Origin of the sequence: Comamonas sp. GB3 AK4-5 (assembly GCF_041320665.1) — a bacterium.
Lineage (GTDB): Bacteria > Pseudomonadota > Gammaproteobacteria > Burkholderiales > Burkholderiaceae_C > Comamonas.
In genome coordinates, this window is record NZ_CP166730.1 from 2858458 (window position 1) to 2879566 (window position 21109).

Annotated in this window: 17 protein-coding genes; 9 read left to right on the forward strand and 8 right to left on the reverse strand. The window is 63.2% G+C overall.

The genetic code is table 11. The annotated features are described in order from the left end of the window. Window positions 1-14 precede the first annotated feature (14 nt). From ACA027_RS12875 to ACA027_RS12890, 4 genes are all read right to left on the reverse strand, one after another. A complete protein-coding gene (locus tag ACA027_RS12875) occupies window positions 15-1334 on the reverse strand; it encodes a multidrug effflux MFS transporter (protein WP_370678622.1) in 1320 nt (439 codons plus the stop codon). Window positions 1335-1587: 253 nt separating this feature from the next. Continuing rightward, entirely contained in the window at window positions 1588-2079 is a 492-nt protein-coding gene (locus tag ACA027_RS12880; RefSeq protein WP_370678623.1) for a nucleoside deaminase, read from the reverse strand. Window positions 2080-2191: 112 nt separating this feature from the next. Continuing rightward, the gene (locus ACA027_RS12885; protein WP_370678624.1) at window positions 2192-3835 is read right to left on the reverse strand and encodes a methyl-accepting chemotaxis protein; all 1644 of its coding nucleotides are present in this window, start codon (window positions 3833-3835) and stop codon (window positions 2192-2194) included. Window positions 3836-4393: 558 nt separating this feature from the next. Continuing rightward, the gene (locus ACA027_RS12890) at window positions 4394-6229 is read right to left on the reverse strand and encodes an acyl-CoA dehydrogenase (protein ID WP_370678625.1); all 1836 of its coding nucleotides are present in this window, start codon (window positions 6227-6229) and stop codon (window positions 4394-4396) included. 352 nt (window positions 6230-6581) lie between these two features. On the opposite strand from ACA027_RS12890, the gene ACA027_RS12895 reads away from it, so the two are divergent. From ACA027_RS12895 to lpxA, 5 genes are all read left to right on the forward strand, one after another. Continuing rightward, complete coding sequence (locus ACA027_RS12895) at window positions 6582-6941, forward strand: DUF2946 domain-containing protein (RefSeq protein WP_370678626.1); 360 nt, start codon at window positions 6582-6584, stop codon at window positions 6939-6941. 79 nt (window positions 6942-7020) lie between these two features. After that, entirely contained in the window at window positions 7021-9264 is a 2244-nt protein-coding gene (locus ACA027_RS12900) for a TonB-dependent receptor (protein ID WP_370678627.1), read from the forward strand. Window positions 9265-9275: 11 nt separating this feature from the next. Then, on the forward strand, window positions 9276-10832 hold the full coding sequence (locus tag ACA027_RS12905; protein ID WP_370678628.1) for a PepSY domain-containing protein: 1557 nt from the start codon (window positions 9276-9278) through the stop codon (window positions 10830-10832). Between the two features lie 98 nt (window positions 10833-10930). Then, window positions 10931-11986, forward strand: coding sequence for a purine nucleoside permease (locus tag ACA027_RS12910; RefSeq protein ID WP_370678629.1), 1056 nt, complete (start codon window positions 10931-10933; stop codon window positions 11984-11986). Between the two features lie 274 nt (window positions 11987-12260). Then, window positions 12261-13031, forward strand: coding sequence for an acyl-ACP--UDP-N-acetylglucosamine O-acyltransferase (lpxA, locus tag ACA027_RS12915; protein ID WP_370678630.1), 771 nt, complete (start codon window positions 12261-12263; stop codon window positions 13029-13031). Window positions 13032-13346: 315 nt separating this feature from the next. On the opposite strand, the gene ACA027_RS12920 is transcribed toward lpxA, so the two are convergent. From ACA027_RS12920 to ACA027_RS12935, 4 genes are all read right to left on the reverse strand, one after another. After that, window positions 13347-13526, reverse strand: a complete 180-nt coding sequence (locus ACA027_RS12920; protein ID WP_370678631.1) for a hypothetical protein — start codon at window positions 13524-13526, stop codon at window positions 13347-13349. Continuing rightward, on the reverse strand, window positions 13519-13740 hold the full coding sequence (locus ACA027_RS12925) for a hypothetical protein (RefSeq protein ID WP_370678632.1): 222 nt from the start codon (window positions 13738-13740) through the stop codon (window positions 13519-13521). Before ACA027_RS12925 ends, ACA027_RS12920 begins: the two co-directional genes overlap by 8 nt. 125 nt (window positions 13741-13865) lie before the next feature. Beyond that, window positions 13866-13997 carry a hypothetical protein gene (locus ACA027_RS12930; protein ID WP_370678633.1) on the reverse strand — a complete coding sequence of 44 codons (132 nt, stop codon included), beginning with the start codon at window positions 13995-13997 and terminating at the stop codon, window positions 13866-13868. A 364-nt stretch (window positions 13998-14361) separates the two neighbouring features. Beyond that, a complete protein-coding gene (locus ACA027_RS12935) occupies window positions 14362-16296 on the reverse strand; it encodes a methyl-accepting chemotaxis protein (RefSeq protein WP_370678634.1) in 1935 nt (644 codons plus the stop codon). Between the two features lie 207 nt (window positions 16297-16503). Between ACA027_RS12935 and ACA027_RS12940 the strand changes: the two genes are divergently transcribed. The 4 genes from ACA027_RS12940 to ACA027_RS12955 all read left to right on the forward strand — a co-directional run bounded on the left by ACA027_RS12940 (window position 16504) and on the right by ACA027_RS12955 (window position 21089). After that, window positions 16504-16962: an N-acetyltransferase family protein gene (locus ACA027_RS12940; RefSeq protein WP_370678635.1), complete on the forward strand. Its 459-nt coding sequence runs from the start codon at window positions 16504-16506 to the stop codon at window positions 16960-16962. A 29-nt stretch (window positions 16963-16991) separates the two neighbouring features. Next, window positions 16992-17648 carry a hypothetical protein gene (locus ACA027_RS12945; RefSeq protein ID WP_370678636.1) on the forward strand — a complete coding sequence of 219 codons (657 nt, stop codon included), beginning with the start codon at window positions 16992-16994 and terminating at the stop codon, window positions 17646-17648. Between the two features lie 159 nt (window positions 17649-17807). Further along, window positions 17808-18422, forward strand: coding sequence for a DUF4375 domain-containing protein (locus ACA027_RS12950; protein WP_370678637.1), 615 nt, complete (start codon window positions 17808-17810; stop codon window positions 18420-18422). A 267-nt stretch (window positions 18423-18689) separates the two neighbouring features. Beyond that, window positions 18690-21089, forward strand: coding sequence for a DNA polymerase II (locus ACA027_RS12955; RefSeq protein WP_370678638.1), 2400 nt, complete (start codon window positions 18690-18692; stop codon window positions 21087-21089). The last annotated feature ends 20 nt before the right edge of the window (window positions 21090-21109 follow it).

Here is a 21109-nt window from a genome sequence, read left to right on the forward strand (position 1 = left end):
CACCGCGAAAGAGATCAGCCCTGTGCCGCAGCGGCCTGGCGCACGGGGTGTGCAGCGGCCCACCGGTAGCAGCCCAGGGCCAAGGCCAACATGCCCATCTGCGTCAGCGCACAGGCAATGGCCGGATCCTGGCCGTAACCCACCAGCAGCGTGCCCAACGCCCCCATGGCCATCTGGGCAAAGCCATACAGGCCGGCGGCAGCGCCGGTGAGCCAGGGCACGGCCAGCAGCGCCCGCGCCAATGCGGCCGGGCTGGACAGGCCGGCGCCAAATGTCATCACCAGGGTGATGCCCGCCAGCATGGGGCCATCCAACCAGCCCGCCAGTTGCACCAGCAGCAGCAATGCGGCCATGGACAGGCTGATACCGCCGCCGACGAACAAAAAACGTTCGGCCGCATAACGTCCGCCCAGGCGCCGCGTGACCAGCGTGCCCAGGCTGGCGCCCACGATGGTCAGGGCCGCAAACCAGCCCACCATGGCAATCGGGTAGCCCAGCTGGCCATGCACGATATAGGGAGCCGTGGCCAGATAGGGGTAAAGCGCCGTGGTGGAGCAAGCGCCCCCCAGCATGAAACCGGCAAAGCGCGGCGTGCCCAGCAGGCTGCGATAGTCGCGCGCAATGCCGCCCACGGCCATGGGGCGGCGCTGGCGGTTGGTTTCCGGCAGCATGCGCCAGGTGCACCACACCATGGCCGAGCCCATGCACACCAGAAACAAATAAATGGAGCGCCAGCCCAGATGCTCGGCCAGGTAGGAGCCCACAATTGGCGCCAGCCCCGGCCCTACCAGGGTCAGCAGATTCAACAGCGCCAGGTCTTTGGTCACGCGATCGGGCGCCGCGATGTCGCGCACAATGGCGCGGCCCAGCGTGATGCCGGCCGCGCCCCCCAGGGCCTGCACCAGGCGCGCGCCCAGCAGCCAGGGCAGCGACGGCGCACACAGGGCCACCACGCTGGCCGACAGATACAGCCCCAGGCCCAGCAGCAGCGCGGGGCGCCGCCCCCAGGCATCCGACACCGGCCCATACACCAGCTGGCCCAGGGCCAGGCCAATCACATACCAGGTGATGGTTTGCTGCATGCTGGCCGGCTCGGCCTGCAAGGCCGCACCCGCCACAGGCAGCGCCGGCACAAAGATATGCATGGCCATGGTGCCGCTGAGCGTGACCAGTACCAGCAGCCACAGCGGTACACCCAAGGCCGATGGCCCGCCCTGTAGCCCGCCCTGTGGCCCTACCGGCTTTGCATGGGCTGCTCCCAGCTCGGGTGCCGCATGCCGGTTTTGCGTGCGCGGGTGCTCGCCCGTAGCCTCTCCCTCATTCAACTGCCGCATTGCTTGTGTTTTTTCTCCGTGGTGTGCTCGGGCCCGCCGGCACCGTGGTGCGGCCGCAGGGCTTGGCAGACAAGTTTGCAAGAAAACACCAGGCGCAGACTGTGCGCAGCACATCGCCCTGCGGCATGCAAGGGGTCGCTATCCACGCAGACAGGCGCGAGCGCGGGTGAGAACTTCCGAATCCGATCTGCGCCAACGGCATATACCGCAAGCGATGAATGCTCTGCTTTCAAGAGCAACCACCAAATGCGGCTCAGGATGCGGCATCTGCAGCCAGGCCCTTGGCCTGCAAGACCTGCACAGCGGCGTCGCGCTGCAGGCCGCCCTGCACGCTCACCTGAGGCTGGGCGCTGCCCAGCACCTGGGCGGCCGTGACAGGCAACACCGGCCCGCCCAGGGAGTGGGCAATGTCTTCGGTGCTGGCGGCATAGACCACGCGGCGCACGCCGGCCCAGAACAGCGCGCCGCTGCACATGGCGCAAGGCTCTCCGCTGGCGTGCACCGTGGCACCCTGCAAGGCCTGCGGACCCAGCTCGCGCTGCACCTGCTGAACCAGCACGGTCTCGGCATGGGCCATGCAGTCCTGTGTGCTGATCTGGGCATTGCGCGCCACCCAGAGCACCTGGCCGTCGGCGCTGGACAAGGTGGCACCAAAAGGCATGTCACCGGCCGCCAGGGCCTCGCGCGAGGCGGCGATGGCCAGGGCCATGGCATGGTGGTCGGCGGGGGAGAAAACAGCATCCATAGGGAATCACTCCGGTCATCAGGCTGTGCCCAAAGCCGCATCTTGGCATGCCGCCGGGCATGCCCAGCTGCACGGCCAGGCGAGACCGGAGCGCCGCCCCTGGCCCGCGCCCTTACTCGGGCGAGGCTTCTGCCCAGGCCAGCTGGCGCGAGGCGTTGGCGGGCTGCGCATGGGCCATGGAATAGGCCCCCGCACTGCCCTGCCCCTGGGCAGACAGCTGGAACACCGAAACCGCCTGCACCAGGTCTTGCGACTGGCGCTGCAGGCTGCTGGCTGCGGCGGCCATTTCCTCGACCAGGGCCGCGTTCTGCTGGGTGCTGTGGTCCATGGAGGTCACGGCCTCTTCCACCTGCGACACGCCCTGGCTTTGCTCGCTGCTGGCGGCGCTGATCTCGCCCATGATGTCGGTCACGCGGCGAATGCTGCCCACCACCTCGTTCATGGTGGCGCCGGCCTTGTCAACCAAGGCCGTGCCCTGGGAGACGCGCTGCACGCTGTCATCGATCAGCGCCTTGATTTCCTTGGCCGCATCGGCGCTGCGGCTGGCCAGGCTGCGCACCTCGGTGGCCACCACGGCAAAACCGCGTCCCTGCTCACCGGCTCGGGCGGCCTCCACGGCGGCATTCAGCGCCAGGATATTGGTCTGGAAGGCGATGGAATCAATCACGCCGATGATTTCGCTGATGCGGCGGCTGGCATCGTGAATGCCCTGCATGGTCTGCACCACCTCGCCCACCACCACGCCGCCCTGCTCGGCCACGGTGGAGGCCGCCATGGCCAGCGTATTGGCCTGGCGTGCGTTGTCGGCGTTGTGCCGCACCGTGGTGCTCAGCTCTTCCATGCTGGCGGCCGTCTGCTCCAGCGCGCTGGCCTGCTGCTCGGTACGGGCGCTCAGGTCCTGGTTGCCCTGGGCAATTTCAGCACTGGCATTCGCCACCGACTCCGCGCCCCCGCGCACATGGCCCACCACCTGGGCCAGATGGCTTTGCATGCGGTCCAGCGTGGCCATCAGCAGGCCCAGCTCGTCTTTGCGCTGCACCGTGATGCGCGAGGTGAGGTCGCCCTCTGCCACGCGCTGCGCCACCGCCGAGGCCTGCGCCAAAGGCTTGGTGATGGAGGACGACAGCCGCCATGCCACCCAGGCGCTCAAGACTACGCTCAGCAGGCCCAGCGCCAGCAGCAAGCGGCTGCTGGAGGCGCGATTGTCCTGAATGGCCTGCGCCAGCGCATTGACCTGCTGGCGCTGGTTGTCCAGCAATTCCTCCATCTTGCCGGCATAGGCCGCAGACTTGGGGATGAATTCCTTGTCCAGCAAGGCATTGGCCTCGGCCGTCTGCCCTTCTTTCTTCAGGCCAAAAATAGCGTCGCGGCCCTTGAGGTAAAAGCCCCGCTGCACGCCAATTTCCTGGAACAGCTGCTTTTCGGTGTCGGAGGACATCAGGGCCTCGACCGCTTTTTGCAACTCGGTGGAGCGCCTCGACGACTCCTTGGCGTCGGCGGCAAAAAAGTCGGCCAGTTCCGGATCGCTGCTGCGTGCCACCGCCACCGTCCGCGTAATGCCCGAGGCCAGATTGCGCGCCCAATCGCTGACCAGGCGCTCGGCCTGTATCGGCTTTTGCATCATGGTCTGGGTGGCCTCTGCCAGAGCGTTCAGACGCATGATGCTGATGCCTATGACCACCATGGACAGCAAGAGCATCAGTGCAAAACCAAGCGAAAGCCGCTTGGACACGGTGAGGGTGGTGAGCCGGGACATAAGACGCCTTTTCTTCAGAGCGTGTTCACGCTCTCAGGTAGCCAGTGAAAATCAACATGTTCTCGGAACGTTTTTTACGCGCTCAAGACTTGCTCGCTGGCTGAAGACCATAGCAAGTTCCCTCCTCGGCTAGGCTTGCATATAGCGCGTCGTTCTACCACTTATGGCGCCATCCCTGGCCTGCATTGCCCATTCCTTCAGAGCGTGTTCACGCTCCAGCACGGGCGCTGCCGGCCTTAGAACGTGTTCAATGTCTCTACGCAGGCGCGTTGGAACGCAATCGGGATGAGTTCGAAGCGATGGAGCGCAGCTTGCACCTGTGTGCAAGCAAGCTTCAGCGCGAAGAAATCGCCCGATTTCGCTCCAACCCGAAGGGCCAGTGGCTTTGCGGGCGGTCTACGGTGTTGCGAATCCTCGCAATAGCGCGGCTATTGCTGCGGTATCGCGCCTTGTATCCCATCCCGCAAAGACGCTGGCGCGCCGCGAGGAGACTTTGAACACGTTCTTAGAACGTGTTCAAAGTCTCTACGCAGGCTGAAGATGTGGCGCCACCGCGCCTCAAAACGCCTCAACCGGCATGTCCGCGCAGGTCATATCGCGGGCGTTGACCACGTTCAGCCAGGCAGTGATCTTGGGCAGCTCATAGTGGAAGAAATACTGGCAGGCGCGCATGCGGCCTGCGTTGGCCGCTATGGAAAGTGATGCATCGCGGGCCAGCACGCGCTGCGCCACATCCAGCCACACCCAGGCCAGCACCATATGGCCAAAGGCCTGCAGATAGGGCACGGCATTGGCCAGGGCCTGGCCGGCATGCTCGGTGGCCCAGGCCGCCTTGGTGGCAGCGCCCACCTCCTGCAAGGCCTTGGCCAGCTGGTTGGCATGGGCCGCCAGCTGCGGCTGCTGCAGCGCTTGCTGGATGGTGGCGTTGATGGTGGCCGCCAGCAGCTGCAGGCCGGCGCCGCCCTGCATGCGCACCTTGCGGCCCAGCAAGTCGGCCGCCTGAATGCCATGCGTGCCCTCGTGGATCATATTGAGGCGGTTGTCGCGCCAGTACTGCTCCACGGGAAAGTCGCGCGTATAGCCATAGCCCCCATGCACCTGGATGGCCAGGCTGTTGGCCTCCAGGCAGAACTCGCTGGGCCAGCTCTTGGCAATCGGCGTCAGCACCTCCAGCAGCAGCTGGGCGCGGGCCGCGTCCTCGGCCGTGCCGGTGCGGCCCTCGTCCACCAGGCGGGCGCAGTACAGGTTCAGCGCCAGCGCGCCCTCGCCATAGGCTTTTTGCGCCAGCAGCATGCGCTTGACATCGGCATGTTCGATGATGGCCACCTGGGGCTGGCTGGCGTCCTTGCCGCCCTCGCCCACGGGCCGGCCCTGGGGGCGGTTCCTGGCATAGTCCAGGCTGGCGTAGTAGCCCGCCAGGCCCAGCATGGTGGCCGCCATGCCAATGCCGATGCGGGCCTCGTTCATCATGTGGAACATGCATTTCAGCCCCTCGTGCGGGCGGCCCACCAAATAGCCTATGGCTCCGGCCCCGCCGCGCACAGCGTGCTTGCCTTCACCAAAGTTCAGCAGCGTGTTGGTGGTGCCACGCCAGCCCAGCTTGTGGTTGAGGCCAGCCAGGGCCACATCGTTGCGCTCGCCCGTCAAATTGCCTTCGCTGTCCACCAGCTGCTTGGGCACGATGAACAGCGAAATGCCCTTGACGCCGGGAATGGGCTTGCCATCCGGCCCGGGAATCTTGGCCAGCACCAGGTGGACGATGTTTTCCGTCAACTCATGGTCGCCGGCGCTGATCCACATCTTGTTGCCCTTGAGGCGGTAGCGCGGGCCCAGGGCATCGCTTTCAAAGTCCGCCCCATCGGGCAGGGCGCGGGTGCTGATGTCGCTCAGCGAGGAGCCGGCCTGCGGCTCCGACAGCGCCATGGTGCCGGCCCACAGGCCCTCCAGCTCCTTGACCGCAAACACCTGTTTTTGCCGCTCGCTGCCATGCACCAGCAGCAAATTGGCATTGGCGCTGGTCAGCAGATTCGAGCCCATGCTGACCGAGGCACAGGCAAAAAAGCTGTTGGCCGCAGCTTCCACCAGATAGGGCAGCTGCATGCCGCCCCACTGCGCATCCTTGCCCGCAGCCAGCATACCGGTGTCGGCATAGGCCTGGCGTGCGTCGTAGGTGCACTGCGGCAAGATGACTTTCTCGCCATCGAACTGGGGCTCTTGCGTGTCCACCGTGCGGTTGAAGGGCGCGTACTTCTCGCGCGCCAGGCGTTCGCAGGTGTCCAGCACCGCATCAAAGGTCTCGCGGCTGTGCTCGGCATAGCGCGTGCGGGCCGTCAGGCCGTCGGCCTGCAGCCAGTCGTAGACAAGGAAATCAAGCGTGGAGCGCAACTGGGACATGGCAATCAATGCAAACGCTGAAAGCACGGCATACGCAAAGCGCATGCGCAGCTACAGCTATGGTTTTTGGGTGGTGGTGAATGCCAGCGCAGGGATGGCACAGCCGCCACGGTAGTGCCTGTGCCCGGGCCGGGCTGTCACCTGCGCGCCGCAGGGGCAAAAGTGACAAGAGGGGTTGGCAGCAACGGCTGCGGCCTTGAGCGGGCCCATATGCTTATGCCGAAAAATGCTTGGGCGCAGGCTGCCTGAGGCTCTACCATAGCGCCCGCTGAGAGCCGTCTCTCACATGGGCAGGGGTTTTCCGACTGCCCTCGATGGCGCACCACCGCATCCACTTCGCGATAATCCCTCCATGCACGCCCTGCGCAACGCCCACCACCTCGCCCGCTGGGTGATGCTGTGGTTCGCCTTGACGCTGGGGGTGGCCATCGCGTCACCCTGGGTCAGCCCGCGCACCATGGAGCTGGTCTGCACCACCGGCGGCGTGATGAAGATGGTGGTGCTGAGCGACCAGGGCGAAGCCGTCACCAGTCTGCATTCCAGCCTGGATTGCCCGCTGTGCCTGGGGCTGGCGTTGCCGCCAGCATCCCACTGGAGCACAGCACCACAGCCTGTGCCCCTGGGTCCGACGCTGCAGCCCATTGTGGCCCGATACCTGCCCGCCGCCACCGGTGGGCCACTGCCGCCACGCGGACCGCCTGCGGCGGTGTAAAGCCTCTTTCGCTCTTCAGCAACACAAGAGTCTGCATGCCACATACGTGCAGGCAGGCTCTGCTTTACACCGCCCTCTCATGTCTTATTTCTCCCCGCTGGCAGCCGTCGCTGCACCAGCCCGCTTTGCCCTGCGCGCGCCGCGCAGGCCCGTGGCTCTGGCCATTTCCACCTTGCTGGCCTGCGCAGGCGAGCTGGCCTTGGCACAGAACACGGCCGGCACGGCGGCCGATGAGGCCCAGCTGCCCACCGTCCAGGTGCAGGCCAGCACGGACCAGCCCGATACGCCCAATGGCGTGCTCCCGCTCGACATCCCCAGCAGCACCGCCAGCCGCCTGGGTCTGAGCCTGCGCGAAACGCCCGCCGCCGTGACCGTGGTGGACCGCGCCACCATCGAGGCGCGTGGCGCCAGCAACACCCAGGAGATGCTCCAAAGCGTTCCCGGCATCACCGCCCACGACGCCCCCGGCAGCATAGGGGTGAGCTACCGGGGCTTCAGCGGCAGCTCGCTGAACCAGCTGTTCAATGGCATCAATGTGCAATACGGCATTGCCGCAAGACCGGTGGACAGCTGGATTTACGAGCAGATGGAGGCCATAGGCGGCGCCAGCAGCTTTCTGTATGGCGCAGGCGGTGTGGGTGGCACCATCAACTACATCACCAAGCTGGCACAGCGCCAGGACTTGACCGAAGCCCAGCTGCGCCTGGGCAGCTATGCCACCAAGGAGGCCTCTTTCGGCATCAACCGGCGCATTGCCGGCGATGGCAAAGGTGCTGGCAGCCATTACCTGCGGCTGGACCTCAACCACAAGGACGGCAACAGCTGGACCCAGGGCACACACAGCAAGGCCACCCAGCTGGCGGCCTCGCTGCTGTCGGATTTCGGTGGTGGTGTGAGCCACACATTGGCCTATGAATACCAGCATGAGCGTGTGGACAGGCCCTACTGGGGCACGCCGCTGCGCAACCCCGTGGGCGGCGCCCTGCAGATTGACGAGGGTACGCGCTTCAAAAACTACAACAGCCAGGACGGCATGTATGCCCAGAAGGTGCAATGGCTGCGCTCGCTGACGGACTGGCGTGTGAACGAGCAGCTGCAGTTCAAGAACACCTTCTACGCCTACAACGCGTTGCGCGACTATCGCAATGTGGAGGTCTACAAGTTCACGTCCGACAACAGCCAGGTGGTGCGCTCCTCCGCCCTGCTGCAACGCCACCAGCAGCGCCTGGTGGGCAACCGTATCGACGGCCAGTACCAGGGCCTGTTGGCCGGCCTGCGCAGCGACTGGTCTTTTGGCCTGGATGTCAGCCTGAACAAGCAGACCCGCTTCCCCAACAGCCTGTCTGGCACCGTGAGCACGGTCGACCCTTACGACTTCGACCCCGGGTATTTCTACGACACACCCGGCATGACGCCTGGCTTTCGCCCGGACCGCGAAAACAAGGTCACCACCATGGCCCTGTATGCCGAGAACCGCACCAGCCTCACACCCCGGCTGCACCTGGTCAGCGCCCTGCGCCATGAACGCATAGACCTAGAGCTGACCAACCGCCGCGACATCACCGCTACCAGCCCCGCCAGCTTCTCGCGCAGCTACCAGCCCACCACGGGGCGGCTGGCGCTGGTGTGGGATGTGGCCCCCGGCGCCAATCTGTATGCCCAGTACGCCACGGCCGCCGACCCACCTTCGGGCGTGCTGACCACGGCCTCGTTTGCCGATGTGCGCAACAACAGCGCACTGACCACGGGCCGCCAGCTGGAGCTGGGCAGCAAGCTGGACTTCTGGCAGGGCAAGGGCTCGGCCACCGTGGCGCTCTACCAGCTGCAGCGCAAGAACTTCTCCACGCAAGACCCGAGCAACACCAGCCAGACCCTGTTGGTGGGCCAGCAGACCTCACGCGGCCTGGAGCTGGCCATGGGCCTGCAGCCCACGCGCCAATGGTCGCTGCAGGGCAATGTGGCGCTGGTGGATGCGCAGTACGACGAGTACATGCAAAACGGTGTCTCGCTGGCCGGCAAAACGCCCACCAACACCCCGCGCGTGGTGGCCAATCTGTGGACCAGCTATACCGTGAACGCCCAGTGGCAGCTGAACGCCGGCCTGCGCCATGTGGGCAAGGTCTATGCCGACAACGCCAACACCCAGACCTGGGGCGCTTACACGCTGCTGGATCTGGGCCTGCGCTACCAGCTCAGCCGCAACGCCACGCTGACGGCCCGGGTGCGCAATGTGACGGACAAGGTCTACGCCCTGAATGTGGGCACCCAGGCCTATCTGGGCGCCCCTCGCACGGCGGAGCTGGCGCTGCGCCTGCGCTTTTGAGGGAGCGATCCATGCGCCATTCACTCAAGCGCTGGTGCTACCTCACCCACCGCTGGCTGGGCATTGGCCTGTGCCTGCTGTTTGCCATGTGGTTTGCCTCCGGCGTGGTGATGATGTACTCGGGCTACCCCAAGCTCACCGTACAGGAGCGGCTGCAGCACCTGCCTGCGCTGTCCGAATCCTCCACGCCCGAGGCGCTGCTGTCACCCCAGCAGTTGCTGGAGCGTGCAGGCTGGCAGCAGCCGGTACAGGCCCTGCGCCTGGCCAGGCTGCGCGGCGGCCAGCCCGTCTACCTGCTCATGCCCGTGGCCGACGCGGCCACCGCAACCGGCAGCAAACGCCGCCAGCCCAGCGCTGTGGTGCTGGATGCCCGCAGCGCCGCGCTGCTGCCACCCGCCGATGCCGATGTGGCCCTGGCCAGCGCCGCGGCCTGGGCCGGTGACGCCCAGGGACTGACCTATCTGGGCCAGTTGCAGGAGGACGCGCACACCCATTCGCGCGCCCTGGATGTACACCGGCCGCTGCACCGCGTGGCACTGGCTGATGGCAGCTGGCTGTATCTCTCCAGCCGCACGGGCGAGGTGGTGCGTGACGCCAGCCGCAGCGAACGCGGCTGGAACTATGCCGGCGCCTGGCTCCACTGGCTCTACCCGCTGCGTGGCGGCGTGCTGGACCGCTACTGGGCCGACATCGTCAACTGGCTGTCGATACTGGGCATTGCAGGGGCCATCACCGGCACGGTGGTGGGCATTCTGCGCTGGCGCTTTCGCGCGCCCTACCGCAGCGGCCGGCGCACGCCCTACCCCGGCCGGCTGATGCGCTGGCACCATGTCTGCGGCCTGCTGTTTGCGGCCATCACCCTGAGCTGGATCTTCAGCGGGCTAATGTCCATGAACCCCTGGCGCATCTTTAGCAGCGCCACTGCCCCTGTGCAGGCCGGTGCCCTGCATGGCGCAGCGCTCACCGGGCTGGAGGGCGGCACATCACCCCAGCAGTTGCTCCAGGCCGCAGGCCCTGGCACGCGGGAGCTGCGCTGGACCATGGTGCTGGGCCAGCCTGTGGTCATGGCCTATGGCAGCCTGCCCACACCCCAGCTGCTGGACGCCCAGGCCAGGCCTTATGCCGTGGATGCTGCGGCCTTGCGCAGCGCCATCCCCAGCCTGCTGCCCGCGCCCCTGGAACGCATAGAGACGCTGCAGACCTACGACTTCTACTACTACGCCCGGACCGCACACAGCATGACCGGGGGCGGGGACAAGCCGCTGCCTGTCTGGCGTGCGGTGTTTGGCGATGCCCAGCACACCTGGGTGCATATCGACCCGCACACCGGTGCGGTGCTGGACAGCCTGGACCGCCACCGCCGCACCAGCCGCTGGCTGTTTGCCCTGCTGCACAGCTGGGACTGGCTGCCGCTGCTGGAGCGCCGCCCCTTGTGGGATGCGCTGCTGATCACGCTGAGCCTGGGCGGCCTGCTGCTCAGCCTCAGCGGCGTGGTGATGGGCTGGCGCCGGCTGCGCACCAGCCTGCACATTCCCCGCCCTCTGCGCCCACCGCGCTCACGAAGGTGACTGTGGGGGCCAAGCACCGGGGCCGTCCTGGGGCTGCCCCGGTGCGAGAATGGCGCGGTTTGCGCCCCGCCTCCTCCACCGCGCCACCTGCACCAGCCATGCCCACGACCCACATCCTCTCTCGCTTTCCCTTCCACGCCCTGCGCGCCGGCGCACTGGCCGCGGCAACCTGGGCAACCACTGCCGGTGCAGCCCATGCACAAAGCCCAGCGACCGCCGCACCCATACCGGTGAAGGTCTTTATCGGCGCCATGTTCGAGATCGGCAAGAACACCGGCGACCGCGCCGGCGAGTTCCAGATGTGGTTTGAGCGCTACTGGAAAGATGCCCAGCCCATCACCGTCCCCGGCGCACTCGGCCCCGTGTTCTGCAACGCCGACGGCGTATGTGGCAGCGTGCTGGGCATGGGCAAGGTCAATTCCTCGGCCTCGGTACAGGCCATCGTGCTCAACCCGCAGTTCGATTTTTCCAAGGCCTATTACGTGATCTCCGGCGTGGCCGGCACGCCGCCAGCGCGCGGCACCATCGGGGATGTGACCTGGGGCAGCTGGCTGGTGGACTACGACCTGGGCCACCGCTGGGCACCGGAAGAAGGCAAACCCGGCGCGCCCGTATTCATGCCGCGCAAAGGCTATGAGGAATACCGCCGCTTCCAGCTCAATCCCACGCTGGTGCAGTGGGCCCTGCAACTGACAAGGGACAGCAAGCTGCAGGACTCGGAATCCGCCCAGCGCTACCGCCTGCGCTACCCCGAGGCCCAGGCACGCCGTGCGCCACATGTGGGCGTGGGCACGCATATGACGGGTGACACCTTCTTCCACGGCCCAGGTCTCTCGAAAGAGGCGCAATACATCGCCAAAAGCTATGGTGCAGATGACTATGTGGCCACGGAAATGGAAGCCGCCGCCATCGCCCTGGTGCTAGCCCGCACCCATGGCACCAGCCGCATCATGAGCCTGCGCGGCGCCGTCAACTTCGACCAGGGCAACCCCCAGGAAACCACACTGGCCCACCTGGACCCCGCGCCCGGCGAGACCGCAGGCGGCTTTGCCGAAACCGTGGCCAATATCACCCAGGTCGGCGCCATCATGGTCGACACCATCGTGCGCGACTGGACCCACTGGCAAAACGGCGTGCCTGCGCTGAAGCCATAAGAACGTGTTCAAAGCACTTTCACCACCGCATCCAGCACCCGCTGCCATGCCAACACCCCGCACCAGGCATGCCCTGCACGGGGTGTTTTGCTGTGGGGCTTGCACCAGCCCTTTCCCGCAAGGCCCTCTCGCCATCGCACCCCATGTTGCAGCGGGGTTGTGAGAAATCGAAAGTGTGCTGGTGGTCTGGGATAGCTTGGTCTAAAACAGCGACCTCAACATATCGCAGCTGAAGACACCGTGGAGGTTTGCTGAAGTGGGCTCGAAAATTCATGTGACTGCCATCATTGAAGACGGTGCCGTGATCGGTACAGATTGCGTCGTTGGGCCCTACTGCCATATCGGCAAGGATGTGCAACTGGGCGATGGCAACCTGCTTCACTCTCATGTATCGCTGATGGGGTCTACGGTCGCCGGCTCAGGCAACGAATTTTTTCCCTACGCATGCATCGGCGGGCGCACGGAAGACATGAAGTTCAAGCCAGGCGCCACGGCGTATGTCGAGATCGGCGATGGCAATGTCTTTCGTGAATATTGCACGGTCAATGCAGCCACCGATGATGGCGCGACAACGCGAATTGCCGACCACAACATGTTTCTATCAGACAGCCATGTGGGCCACGACTGCCAGATCGGCAGCCACATCGTACTGGGCTGCGGCTCCAAGCTGGCTGGGCATGTACACATCGATGACTGCGCCACTGTCAACGGCATGACCGGCGTCATACAGTTTGTGCGCCTGGGCAAATATGCGTTCATAGGCGCCACCAACAAAGTCACCAAAGACATCCTGCCCTTCATGATTGCGGAGGGTAATCCGTCAGTGATCCGCATCGTCAACACCATAGGACTCGAGCGCAAAGGTTTTGATGCCCCACGCATACGCCGAATCCAAAGTGCAATGCGCCAGCTGTCCAAATCGCCAGAGTCGCTGCAAGCGGCCGCGCAAGCCCTGCACGCAACGCACGCTGACGATGTGGACCTGCGCGAGATTGCCGAATTCATCGCTGGCTCACGCACAGGCATTGCCAAGATGGGTCATTGACCGCCACTGCGGCCCGCATTGGGCTGCCATGCCTCCAGCCGCTGAGCCCATGTGCTGCATCCCGAACGAATACAGGTATGCACCCTGTATGCGATTGGCAAGGGGAAATTCAGCCCCTGAACCTATCGAAAAACAAAATCAACCTTTGATAATTCATGCGCTATCTCCACATCGAACTGACGCCTGAAAAATTGAGCGAAGCATGGATAAATTGCAACATCAGACTTTTTCCAAGAACTGCAAAAAAAGCCCGCAAAGCGCGGGCTTTTTTATGGGTATCCAGATCAAACTCTGGCCCATTCAAAAACATCACATTCATTCGTGGGCTGCCATCTTTGAGTTTGTGTTGCTCTTTTTATGGTCTTTTCCCTGGCTAGCATCAGATTCTTTCTGTTTTTCTTTTTCAGCGCTGGAGGCATTTTTATCCCCAGAGCTGAAAAAATCAGTGACAGAATCCAGGAAGTTATGCCATTGAGAAAGCGGATGTTCAAACATATTCATCTCCAATTGCCTGCCAGGCACGGTTCTCAGAAAGGTCTGAATCCAGCAGGAGGTGCTGCCGGTTCCACAGACGACCAGTGTGGATTTTGGGGTGGGGAGTACCGAGGGTTTCTGCGTCGTCGCCATCCCATAAAAAATGACCTTCAACATCCGGCAATCCGGGTTTCCGGCTGCGAATGCTGTAAAAGGTGTTTTCTGTTAATTGCATATGGACCTCCGGTCCTTTACTCCAGTCAATACTGACCGGGTTTTTGCCATATTTTTTAGAATAAATGGATATTGGCAGCGAGACTGAGCCTGGTATAGGCTCAGGTGCGGAATAAAGAATCCGCTTCAGCTTCTGCGCTGCTTCAGGTTTTCCACCTGTACAACGCTTTGGAGCGCTTGTTGCCCCATAAAAACCGGGGATACTTCTTTCTGAAGCTGATGAACAAAATAACCACCAGGATTTTGAGGGTCTTTCATTCCTGTATGGACTTGCTAGAGCCCGCCAATGAGAGCGGCGGCTCTGCTGAGGATCGATATTCCAACTTCCGTCTCGTCACGGAAAAATCGACTGCCGATTTGCACACTACTCTCTTATGAGCACAAAAACCGTTTTTTGAAAAAAATTTACATCAATGTAGGCTTCGCGCTATAAAAATAGAAGCATTCTTTCAAGATAAACATTCGCTCTCTCGATTCTTGCTGGCCGTCGAAGCCTTGGTTCAAATTCCGGGCCGGGCGCGGCCTCAGCATAATGCCCCTGTTACTCGGCCGGTTTATCAAAAGGCATCGTGGCACCAGCCACGAATCCATGCCGGAAAAAGGGTGAGCCGCTGCCCAACGGTTAATGTGTTTCTGGCAATTTAAAGGCCGACACCATATGTGCCAGTTGCTCGGCTTCCTGGTTCAAGACCTGCGTCCGGGCAACGGCGTCGTCAATGAGCGCCGCGTTCTGCTGCACGGTGTTGTCCATCGCGGATACGGCCATCGTCATCTCGGCCAACCCTTTGCTCTGCTCTTCGCTGGAGACCCGGATATCGCCCATCAGCTGCCTTGCGTGGAGCACATTCTTGACCAGCCCTTGCAACGCTTCGCCCGCCTTGTGCACCTGGCGGCTGCCCACGCCCACATTCAAGGCGGATTCATCAATCAGGGCTTTGATTTCGCGTGCGGCCTGTGCGCTGCGCTGCGCCAGGGTTCTGACCTCCGATGCCACCACGGAAAACCCCCGGCCTGATTCACCTGCCCGGGCGGCCTCCACCGCGGCATTCAATGCCAGGATATTCGTTTGGAATGCGATGCTGTCGATGACAGAAATAATTTCGACCATCCTGCCAGAAGACAGGCTCACATTATTCATTGTCGAAATCACCTCCTGCATCAGGCCGCCACAGCCGCTGGCCGTTTGCGCGGTGCTTTCCACCAACTCATCCGCCTGGTGGGTGTTTTCCGTATTTTGGCGCACGGTTGCATTCAACTCTTCCATGGCGGCAGCGCTTTGCTCCAATGCGGCTGCCTGCTGCGTCACCCGCTCGGACAGCTCCGCATTATTTTCGGCCAGATTGGCCGTATTCCCGGCAACAACCTGGCTGCTATGGCGCACTGCCAGCAACATGGATGAAATCTTGTCGGCAAACAAATTGAATGCCTGTGCAATCGCAGAGATTTCATCCCCACCCCGCACCTCCATCCGGTGGGTCAGGTCACCGTCTCCCTGTGCAATATCGTCCAGTGCCTTGCGCGTGGCTTCCAGCCTTGTGATCAATCTGCGCGCCAACAGCCAGACGCCCAAGAGCAGCAGCGCCATGGTGGGCAGCAGCACTCCCAGCACATCCTGCATCATGGCTTTCGCCAGGCCGGTGATGCGGCTTTTCGGAGTGACCAGCCCAATCATCCAGCCCGTATCCGCCATAGGGAACAGCATCGCCTCCGAAGCGCCGTGCAGCAGTTGATCGTTGTCGAGGGGAATGCTGTCCACCTCTGCGGGAGCACCATGTGGTTTTTTCAGCCTGGCTGCAACCGGCCCAAGCCAGCCGTTCTGGGCGGCCAGTTCATCAAAGGTTTTGAATTTTTTGTTCTCGTCACCGGGAAAATAAATCAGCTGCCCCTGCCTGTCCGCCACAAAGGCGTAGCCACCGGTACGGTCGCCATACTGCTGCATGATGGTGGCAATGCTATCCAGCCGGATATCGGTGGTGGCAACACCCGCGAATCTTCCATCTTTTTGGTACGCCACGCTGCAGGTCACCATGTTCACGCCAGAAACCGGGTCTTGGTAAACATCAGACCACCAGCAGCTGTCTGCGATACGCTCACGGACATCTTGATACCAGCTTTCTTTGTGGTAATCCACCGTGGCGTCCATATTGTATTCATCGGAGAATATCAACGCTCCCGCCGCATTTCTGGCCCAGAAAAAGCTTCGCTTTTCAACCCCTGGGGTAAACGCACCGGGCTCCGGCCAGATACCGCCCCCGGTAATAATGGTGTTGCTGCCAATCAAATGCGGCGGAATATGGCGGTACAGCGTCTCCTCATTGGGCAGCACTTCGGCCAGTCGTGCCAGGCTGACGGTTTTTCCATCCGTGTGCGACAAAATGGTGCTGAGCCGGGCTGTCAGGCCTCTGCCGGTCTCCTCGATCAATGCGGTATTGACTTCCACCACCCGTGGCTGCCCGCGCCACAGCATGACAAAAACAATAATCGCCGTCGTGATGGCCAGCAGCAATACCCCCCCGATCGTCAGTCGCGGGGAGATTCGGGACGGATACCAGAACATATCAACCTCCTAGGAGCATGCTTGGAGTACCGAGTGGTATGGCTTGATGTGGTTTACGCGCCCGCCTGCGGTGTATGGGGCGGTTGGAGCGCACGGTCGCCCCCGTAATTTCCAGCACAAGCCAAGCCATAGCTAGGGGACAATCCCCTGCGTCGGCAGCCATGCCGCCGCCGCCCGATTACGGGCCCTGTTTTTTCCACCACCGCCATGCCCATCACCACCCGCCCCGCCCAAGCCACCGACCTCCCAGCCGTTGCGGCCTTGTTCGACCTCTACCGCCAGTTCTACCAACAGCCCGCCGACGCGGCCCTGGCGCTGGATTTCATTCAGCAGCGCTTTCACAAGGCCGAGTCCGTGATTCTGGTGGCCGAGTCTGCGGACCAGTTGCTGGGCTTTTGCCAGCTCTATCCCAGCTTTTGTTCGGTGGAGGCCCAACCCATTTACGTGCTCTACGACCTGTTTGTGCAACCCGCTGCCCGCCAGATGGGCGCCGGCCGCGCACTGCTGCTGGCCGCTGAGGTCCAAGCCCGCAGCCAAGGCAAGGCACGCATGGACCTGACCACGGCCAAGACCAACCTCAACGCACAGGCCCTGTACGAATCCTTGGGCTGGGTGCGGGACGAGGTGTTTTTTGCCTATAACCGCAGCATTGCCGCTACGGCCTGATGGGCCTGGTCAGCCTGCCCACAAGCACCATGCCCCGCCAGCGCAGGCCCTCTGCGGCCAGACCGGCCCGTCGCCCTTCTCACCGTCCTTATCCGCGTGCCCGTATCGCACAGGCCGCGCGCAGCGGCCTGCTGTTTGCGGCGGACACCATGGCCCACAGCCTGGACTTTGCCGCCGCTGCCCTGGGCCTGCAAGCAGCAACCCTGCGCTGCACCAGCCGCATGCTGGGAGTGGATGGACCTTTGCTATGGCAGCTGCACCAGGCCCACGGCCTGCATGGCCAGCTTGGCACCGCAGACCGCAACGGCCTGATAGCGGGCTACCGCAGCGGCCCACAGTTTGCGGCGGATATACCGAGCAGCAGCCTGGCCACAACGCCGCTGCGCTTGCCGGATGCGGAGCAAGCACTGGAGAGCCTGGTGGACAGCGGCGATATGCCAGCGCTGCATTGGGCCTACGCGGCTTTTGCCGAACATGCCAGCGACCTGGACCAGTACCTTTTTCTGGTCCACCAAACGAGCCCGTCGGCCTTGGTGTGCGCCATCAGCATCCAGCCCATTGTGCTGGACTGGATGAACCCTTATGAAAACATTGATTGCAGCCGCCCCTGGTTTAACGGCAGAACGCTGATCGTGCAGCGCCAGGACTTGCAGCTGCTGCAAGACATAGGCCACGGGCGCGATTGAGCATGTATCTCCGGGCTGAGAGCGGGAGGTGGGGAGTGCCCGGATTTTTTGCTTGTAACCGCCACATCTCCGCTGGATTGCTTCTCCCAATCAATTCGCTGTAAACGCTGATGCTGCAGCATGCAGCTGCTATCAAAATAAACCCTCCTCACTCTCGCCATGCAACGCCTTCCTTGCACCCGCTGTGGAGACTCCATCCACCCCGACACCGCCCAGCAAAACGCCGGCCTGTGCATGCCCTGCGTGCGCGGCAATCGGCTGAGCATCGAACAACGCAATGCGCAGCGCCAGCAACAGCGCGAGGAGGAGCGCGCCTACCGCGAATCCCCCGCCTACTGCTACTGGACTGCGCTGGTGCACCGCGTCTACGACGCTCCCGATGGATTCGATGCACTCCCGCATGGCGACAGGCTTTACTACCTCATCAACATCTTGCAAGGCGAGGTGCACAACGGCGGCTTCGAGCAGTTTTTCTCCAACTCCAGCGGCGACCGCTATGCAGAAACCGTGGCGGCGCTCACCGAGGTGGAAGACCATGCCAGCCTGCGACTGCTGCAGGCCGCCAAGCTCGCCCTCTTCGCCGACCACGAGGTGCCCACGGACCAGGCCGCGCGTTTTGACCTCATGCCCACGGCCGCCGAAGAGCACCCGGCCCACGAGGCCACATGGCAGGCCCTGGAGGCGCTGGACACCCAGTTCTACGCAGACAGCAGCAGCCTGGATGCGGCACTGGACAAGCTCGTCACCCACTACAAGCTGTACGCGCTGGCCTAAGAACGTGTTCAAAGATAGGTGCGGGCAGCCTGGCTTGGAATAGCAAGGTAAATCGGCCTTTATCACTGATGGATACAGCACATGCCGCTATCTATACGGAAGCAAAAACCATGATCACCCATATGGGCCTGGGTTGGTGACCGTGGCCGCATCGCAGCAGCACCTGTATTTTTTACCAGTATCATCTGGACATCACGGCCAGCCCCACAAACAGGCGCTGAGGCAGTGCCCTCCAGCCTCTCCAACCCCCGCTCTGCATCCTCTTCCGTGCCCTCCCCCCCACGCCAAGGCTTTATCCTGACCCGCAACTGGCGCGACACGCCAGCGGGCACCGAGATCGAGTACTGGCTGGCGACGGATTCCGGGCCTTTGAAAGTGCTGCTCACGGCCCAGACCTCGGTGGCCTTTGTCGAGGCCAGGCACCAGGAAACCGTGCAAGCCCAGCTGCGCAGCATGGCCGGCGTGGAATTGCGGCCGCTGGAACTCAAAAGCTTTCACCAACAGCCCGTGCTGGGGGTCTACGCCAAGCAGTTCCGCCAGTTGGGCCGGCTGGCACGCGCCCTGCAGCAGCAAGGGGTTTCGCTGCTCGAGGCCGATGTGCGCCCGCACGAGCGCTATCTGATGGAGCGCTTCATCACCGCAGGCGTTGTGCTGGAAGGCGGCCGCCTGGAAAACGCCGCGCTGCTGGACTGCAAGCTCTTGCCTGCACCCACTTTCAGGCCGGCGTTGAAGCTGGTGTCGCTGGACATTGAAACCAGCCAGCACCAGGAGCTGTATTCGATTGCCCTCGACGGCATGGCCGAGCGCGTGGTGTTCATGCTGGGCGAGCCACCTACAGAGCCCGTTGAAGCGGCAGAGCCCAGCGACGCTGCAGGGCCGCCGGGCTTTGCCCTGGTCTATTGCGAAAGCCGCAAGGCCATGATCAGCCAGCTCAACGACTGGTTTGTGCGCAATGACCCCGACGTCATCATCGGCTGGAACGTCATCCAGTTCGACCTGCGCGTGCTGCAAAAAACCGCCGACGACTGCGCCACGCCGCTGCTGCTGGGCCGGGGGCGCACGCCCATTGCCTGGCGCACCCACCCTGGCAAGCAAGGCTATCTGTTCGCCCCCATGCCAGGCCGGGCCGTGATCGATGGCATCGAAGCCCTGCGGGCAACCATGCGCAACTTCTCCTCTTTCAGCCTGGAAAACGTCTCGCAGGAGCTGCTGGGCGAAGGCAAGGAGATTGGCGACGAGTACGACAAGATGGCGGAGATCGAACGGCGCTACCAGCACGACAAGCCGGCGCTCGCCAGCTACAACATCCAAGACTGCGCGCTGGTGCTGCGCATCTTCGAGAAGGTCAAGCTGCTGCAATTTGCCATGGAACGCGCCCACACCACGGGCCTGCAGCTGGACCATTTTGGCGGCTCCATCGCCGCCTTCAGCCACCACTATCTGCCACGCATGCACCGCCAGGGCTATGTGGCGCCCAATGTGGGCGATGTGCTGGGCAAGTCCTCCCCCGGCGGCTATGTGATGGACTCCCGGCCCGGCTTTTATGACTCCGTGCTGGTGCTGGACTACAAAAGCCTCTACCCCTCCATCATCCGCACCTTTCTGGTAGACCCCGTGGGCCTGGCCGAGGGCATGCATGCCCCCGATCCGGAGCGACAGATCCGGGGGCCTGGCGGCATCCTGTTCTCCCGCGAAAAACATTGCCTTCCCGAAATCGTGACCACGCTGTGGCACGCCCGTGACAAGGCCAAGCGCGCGCGCAACGAGCCGCTGTCCCAGGCCCTCAAGCTGGTGATGAATTCCTTTGCCGGCGTGCTGGGTGCCTCGGAGTGCCGCTTCTTCAACCCTGCCCTGATTTCCGCCATCACCCTGCGCGGCCATGAGATGGTCAAGCGCACCCGCGATCTGGTGCAGCAGCGCGGCTACGAGGCTATTTACGGCGACACCGACTCCATCTTCATCTGGCTCAAGCGCACCCACAGCAACGAAGAAGCCCAAGCCGTCGCGGCCGAGCTGGTCCAGGACATCAATACCTGGTGGGCCCAAGGCCTGCGGCAGGAGCAGGACCTGGAAAGCTTTCTCGAAATCGAGTTCGACACCCACTACAAAAAATTCTTCATGCCCACCATCCGCGGCTCGGACGTGGGCAGCAAAAAACGCTATGCCGGCCTGAGCGTCGACGCGGCAGGCAAGGAAGCCATGGTCTACCGCGGCCTGGAAATGGCCCGCAGCGACTGGACACCACTGGCGCGCCAGTTTCAGGAAGGCCTGCTCTCCCGCGTCTTTCAAGGTGTTCCCTACCGGGACTATGTGATCGACTACGCCCAGGCCACGCTGGCCGGCCAGAAAGACGATTTGCTCATCTACCGCAAACGCCTGCGCCACCGCCTGAATGAATACGTCGCCAACCTCCCACCCCAGGTGCGCGCAGCCCGCATGGCCGACGCCCACAACGAGCGCCTGGGCCGCCCGCTGCAATACCAAAGCGGCGGCTGGATTCGCTATGTGATGACCCGCAACGGACCGGAGCCGCTGGAAGCACGGCGTTCTGCGATGGATTACCAGCACTATGTGGCCAAGCAACTTCAGCCGATTGCGGACTCGATCTTGCAGCCCCTGGGAGAGAGCTTTGCGGCGTTGGTATCGCCGCAAGGGGAGTTGTTTTAGCGGCACAGAGCGATAGACCT

Excerpts from the sequence above, each read along its gene's own strand:
- ACA027_RS12885 (WP_370678624.1), bottom strand. The coding sequence starts at position 3,835 with ATGTCCCGGCTCACCACCCTCACCGTGTCCAAGCGGCTTTCGCTTGGT.
- ACA027_RS12950 (WP_370678637.1), top strand. The coding sequence starts at position 17,808 with ATGCAACGCCTTCCTTGCACCCGCTGTGGAGACTCCATCCACCCCGAC.
- ACA027_RS12905 (WP_370678628.1), top strand. The coding sequence starts at position 9,276 with ATGCGCCATTCACTCAAGCGCTGGTGCTACCTCACCCACCGCTGGCTG.
- ACA027_RS12880 (WP_370678623.1), bottom strand. The coding sequence starts at position 2,079 with ATGGATGCTGTTTTCTCCCCCGCCGACCACCATGCCATGGCCCTGGCC.
- ACA027_RS12895 (WP_370678626.1), top strand. The coding sequence starts at position 6,582 with ATGCACGCCCTGCGCAACGCCCACCACCTCGCCCGCTGGGTGATGCTG.
- ACA027_RS12900 (WP_370678627.1), top strand. The coding sequence starts at position 7,021 with ATGTCTTATTTCTCCCCGCTGGCAGCCGTCGCTGCACCAGCCCGCTTT.
- ACA027_RS12910 (WP_370678629.1), top strand. The coding sequence starts at position 10,931 with ATGCCCACGACCCACATCCTCTCTCGCTTTCCCTTCCACGCCCTGCGC.
- ACA027_RS12925 (WP_370678632.1), bottom strand. The coding sequence starts at position 13,740 with ATGCAATTAACAGAAAACACCTTTTACAGCATTCGCAGCCGGAAACCC.
- ACA027_RS12890 (WP_370678625.1), bottom strand. The coding sequence starts at position 6,229 with ATGTCCCAGTTGCGCTCCACGCTTGATTTCCTTGTCTACGACTGGCTG.
- ACA027_RS12875 (WP_370678622.1), bottom strand. The coding sequence starts at position 1,334 with ATGCGGCAGTTGAATGAGGGAGAGGCTACGGGCGAGCACCCGCGCACG.
- ACA027_RS12930 (WP_370678633.1), bottom strand. The coding sequence starts at position 13,997 with ATGAAAGACCCTCAAAATCCTGGTGGTTATTTTGTTCATCAGCTTCAG.
- ACA027_RS12920 (WP_370678631.1), bottom strand. The coding sequence starts at position 13,526 with ATGTTTGAACATCCGCTTTCTCAATGGCATAACTTCCTGGATTCTGTC.
- ACA027_RS12945 (WP_370678636.1), top strand. The coding sequence starts at position 16,992 with ATGCCCCGCCAGCGCAGGCCCTCTGCGGCCAGACCGGCCCGTCGCCCT.
- ACA027_RS12940 (WP_370678635.1), top strand. The coding sequence starts at position 16,504 with ATGCCCATCACCACCCGCCCCGCCCAAGCCACCGACCTCCCAGCCGTT.
- ACA027_RS12935 (WP_370678634.1), bottom strand. The coding sequence starts at position 16,296 with ATGTTCTGGTATCCGTCCCGAATCTCCCCGCGACTGACGATCGGGGGG.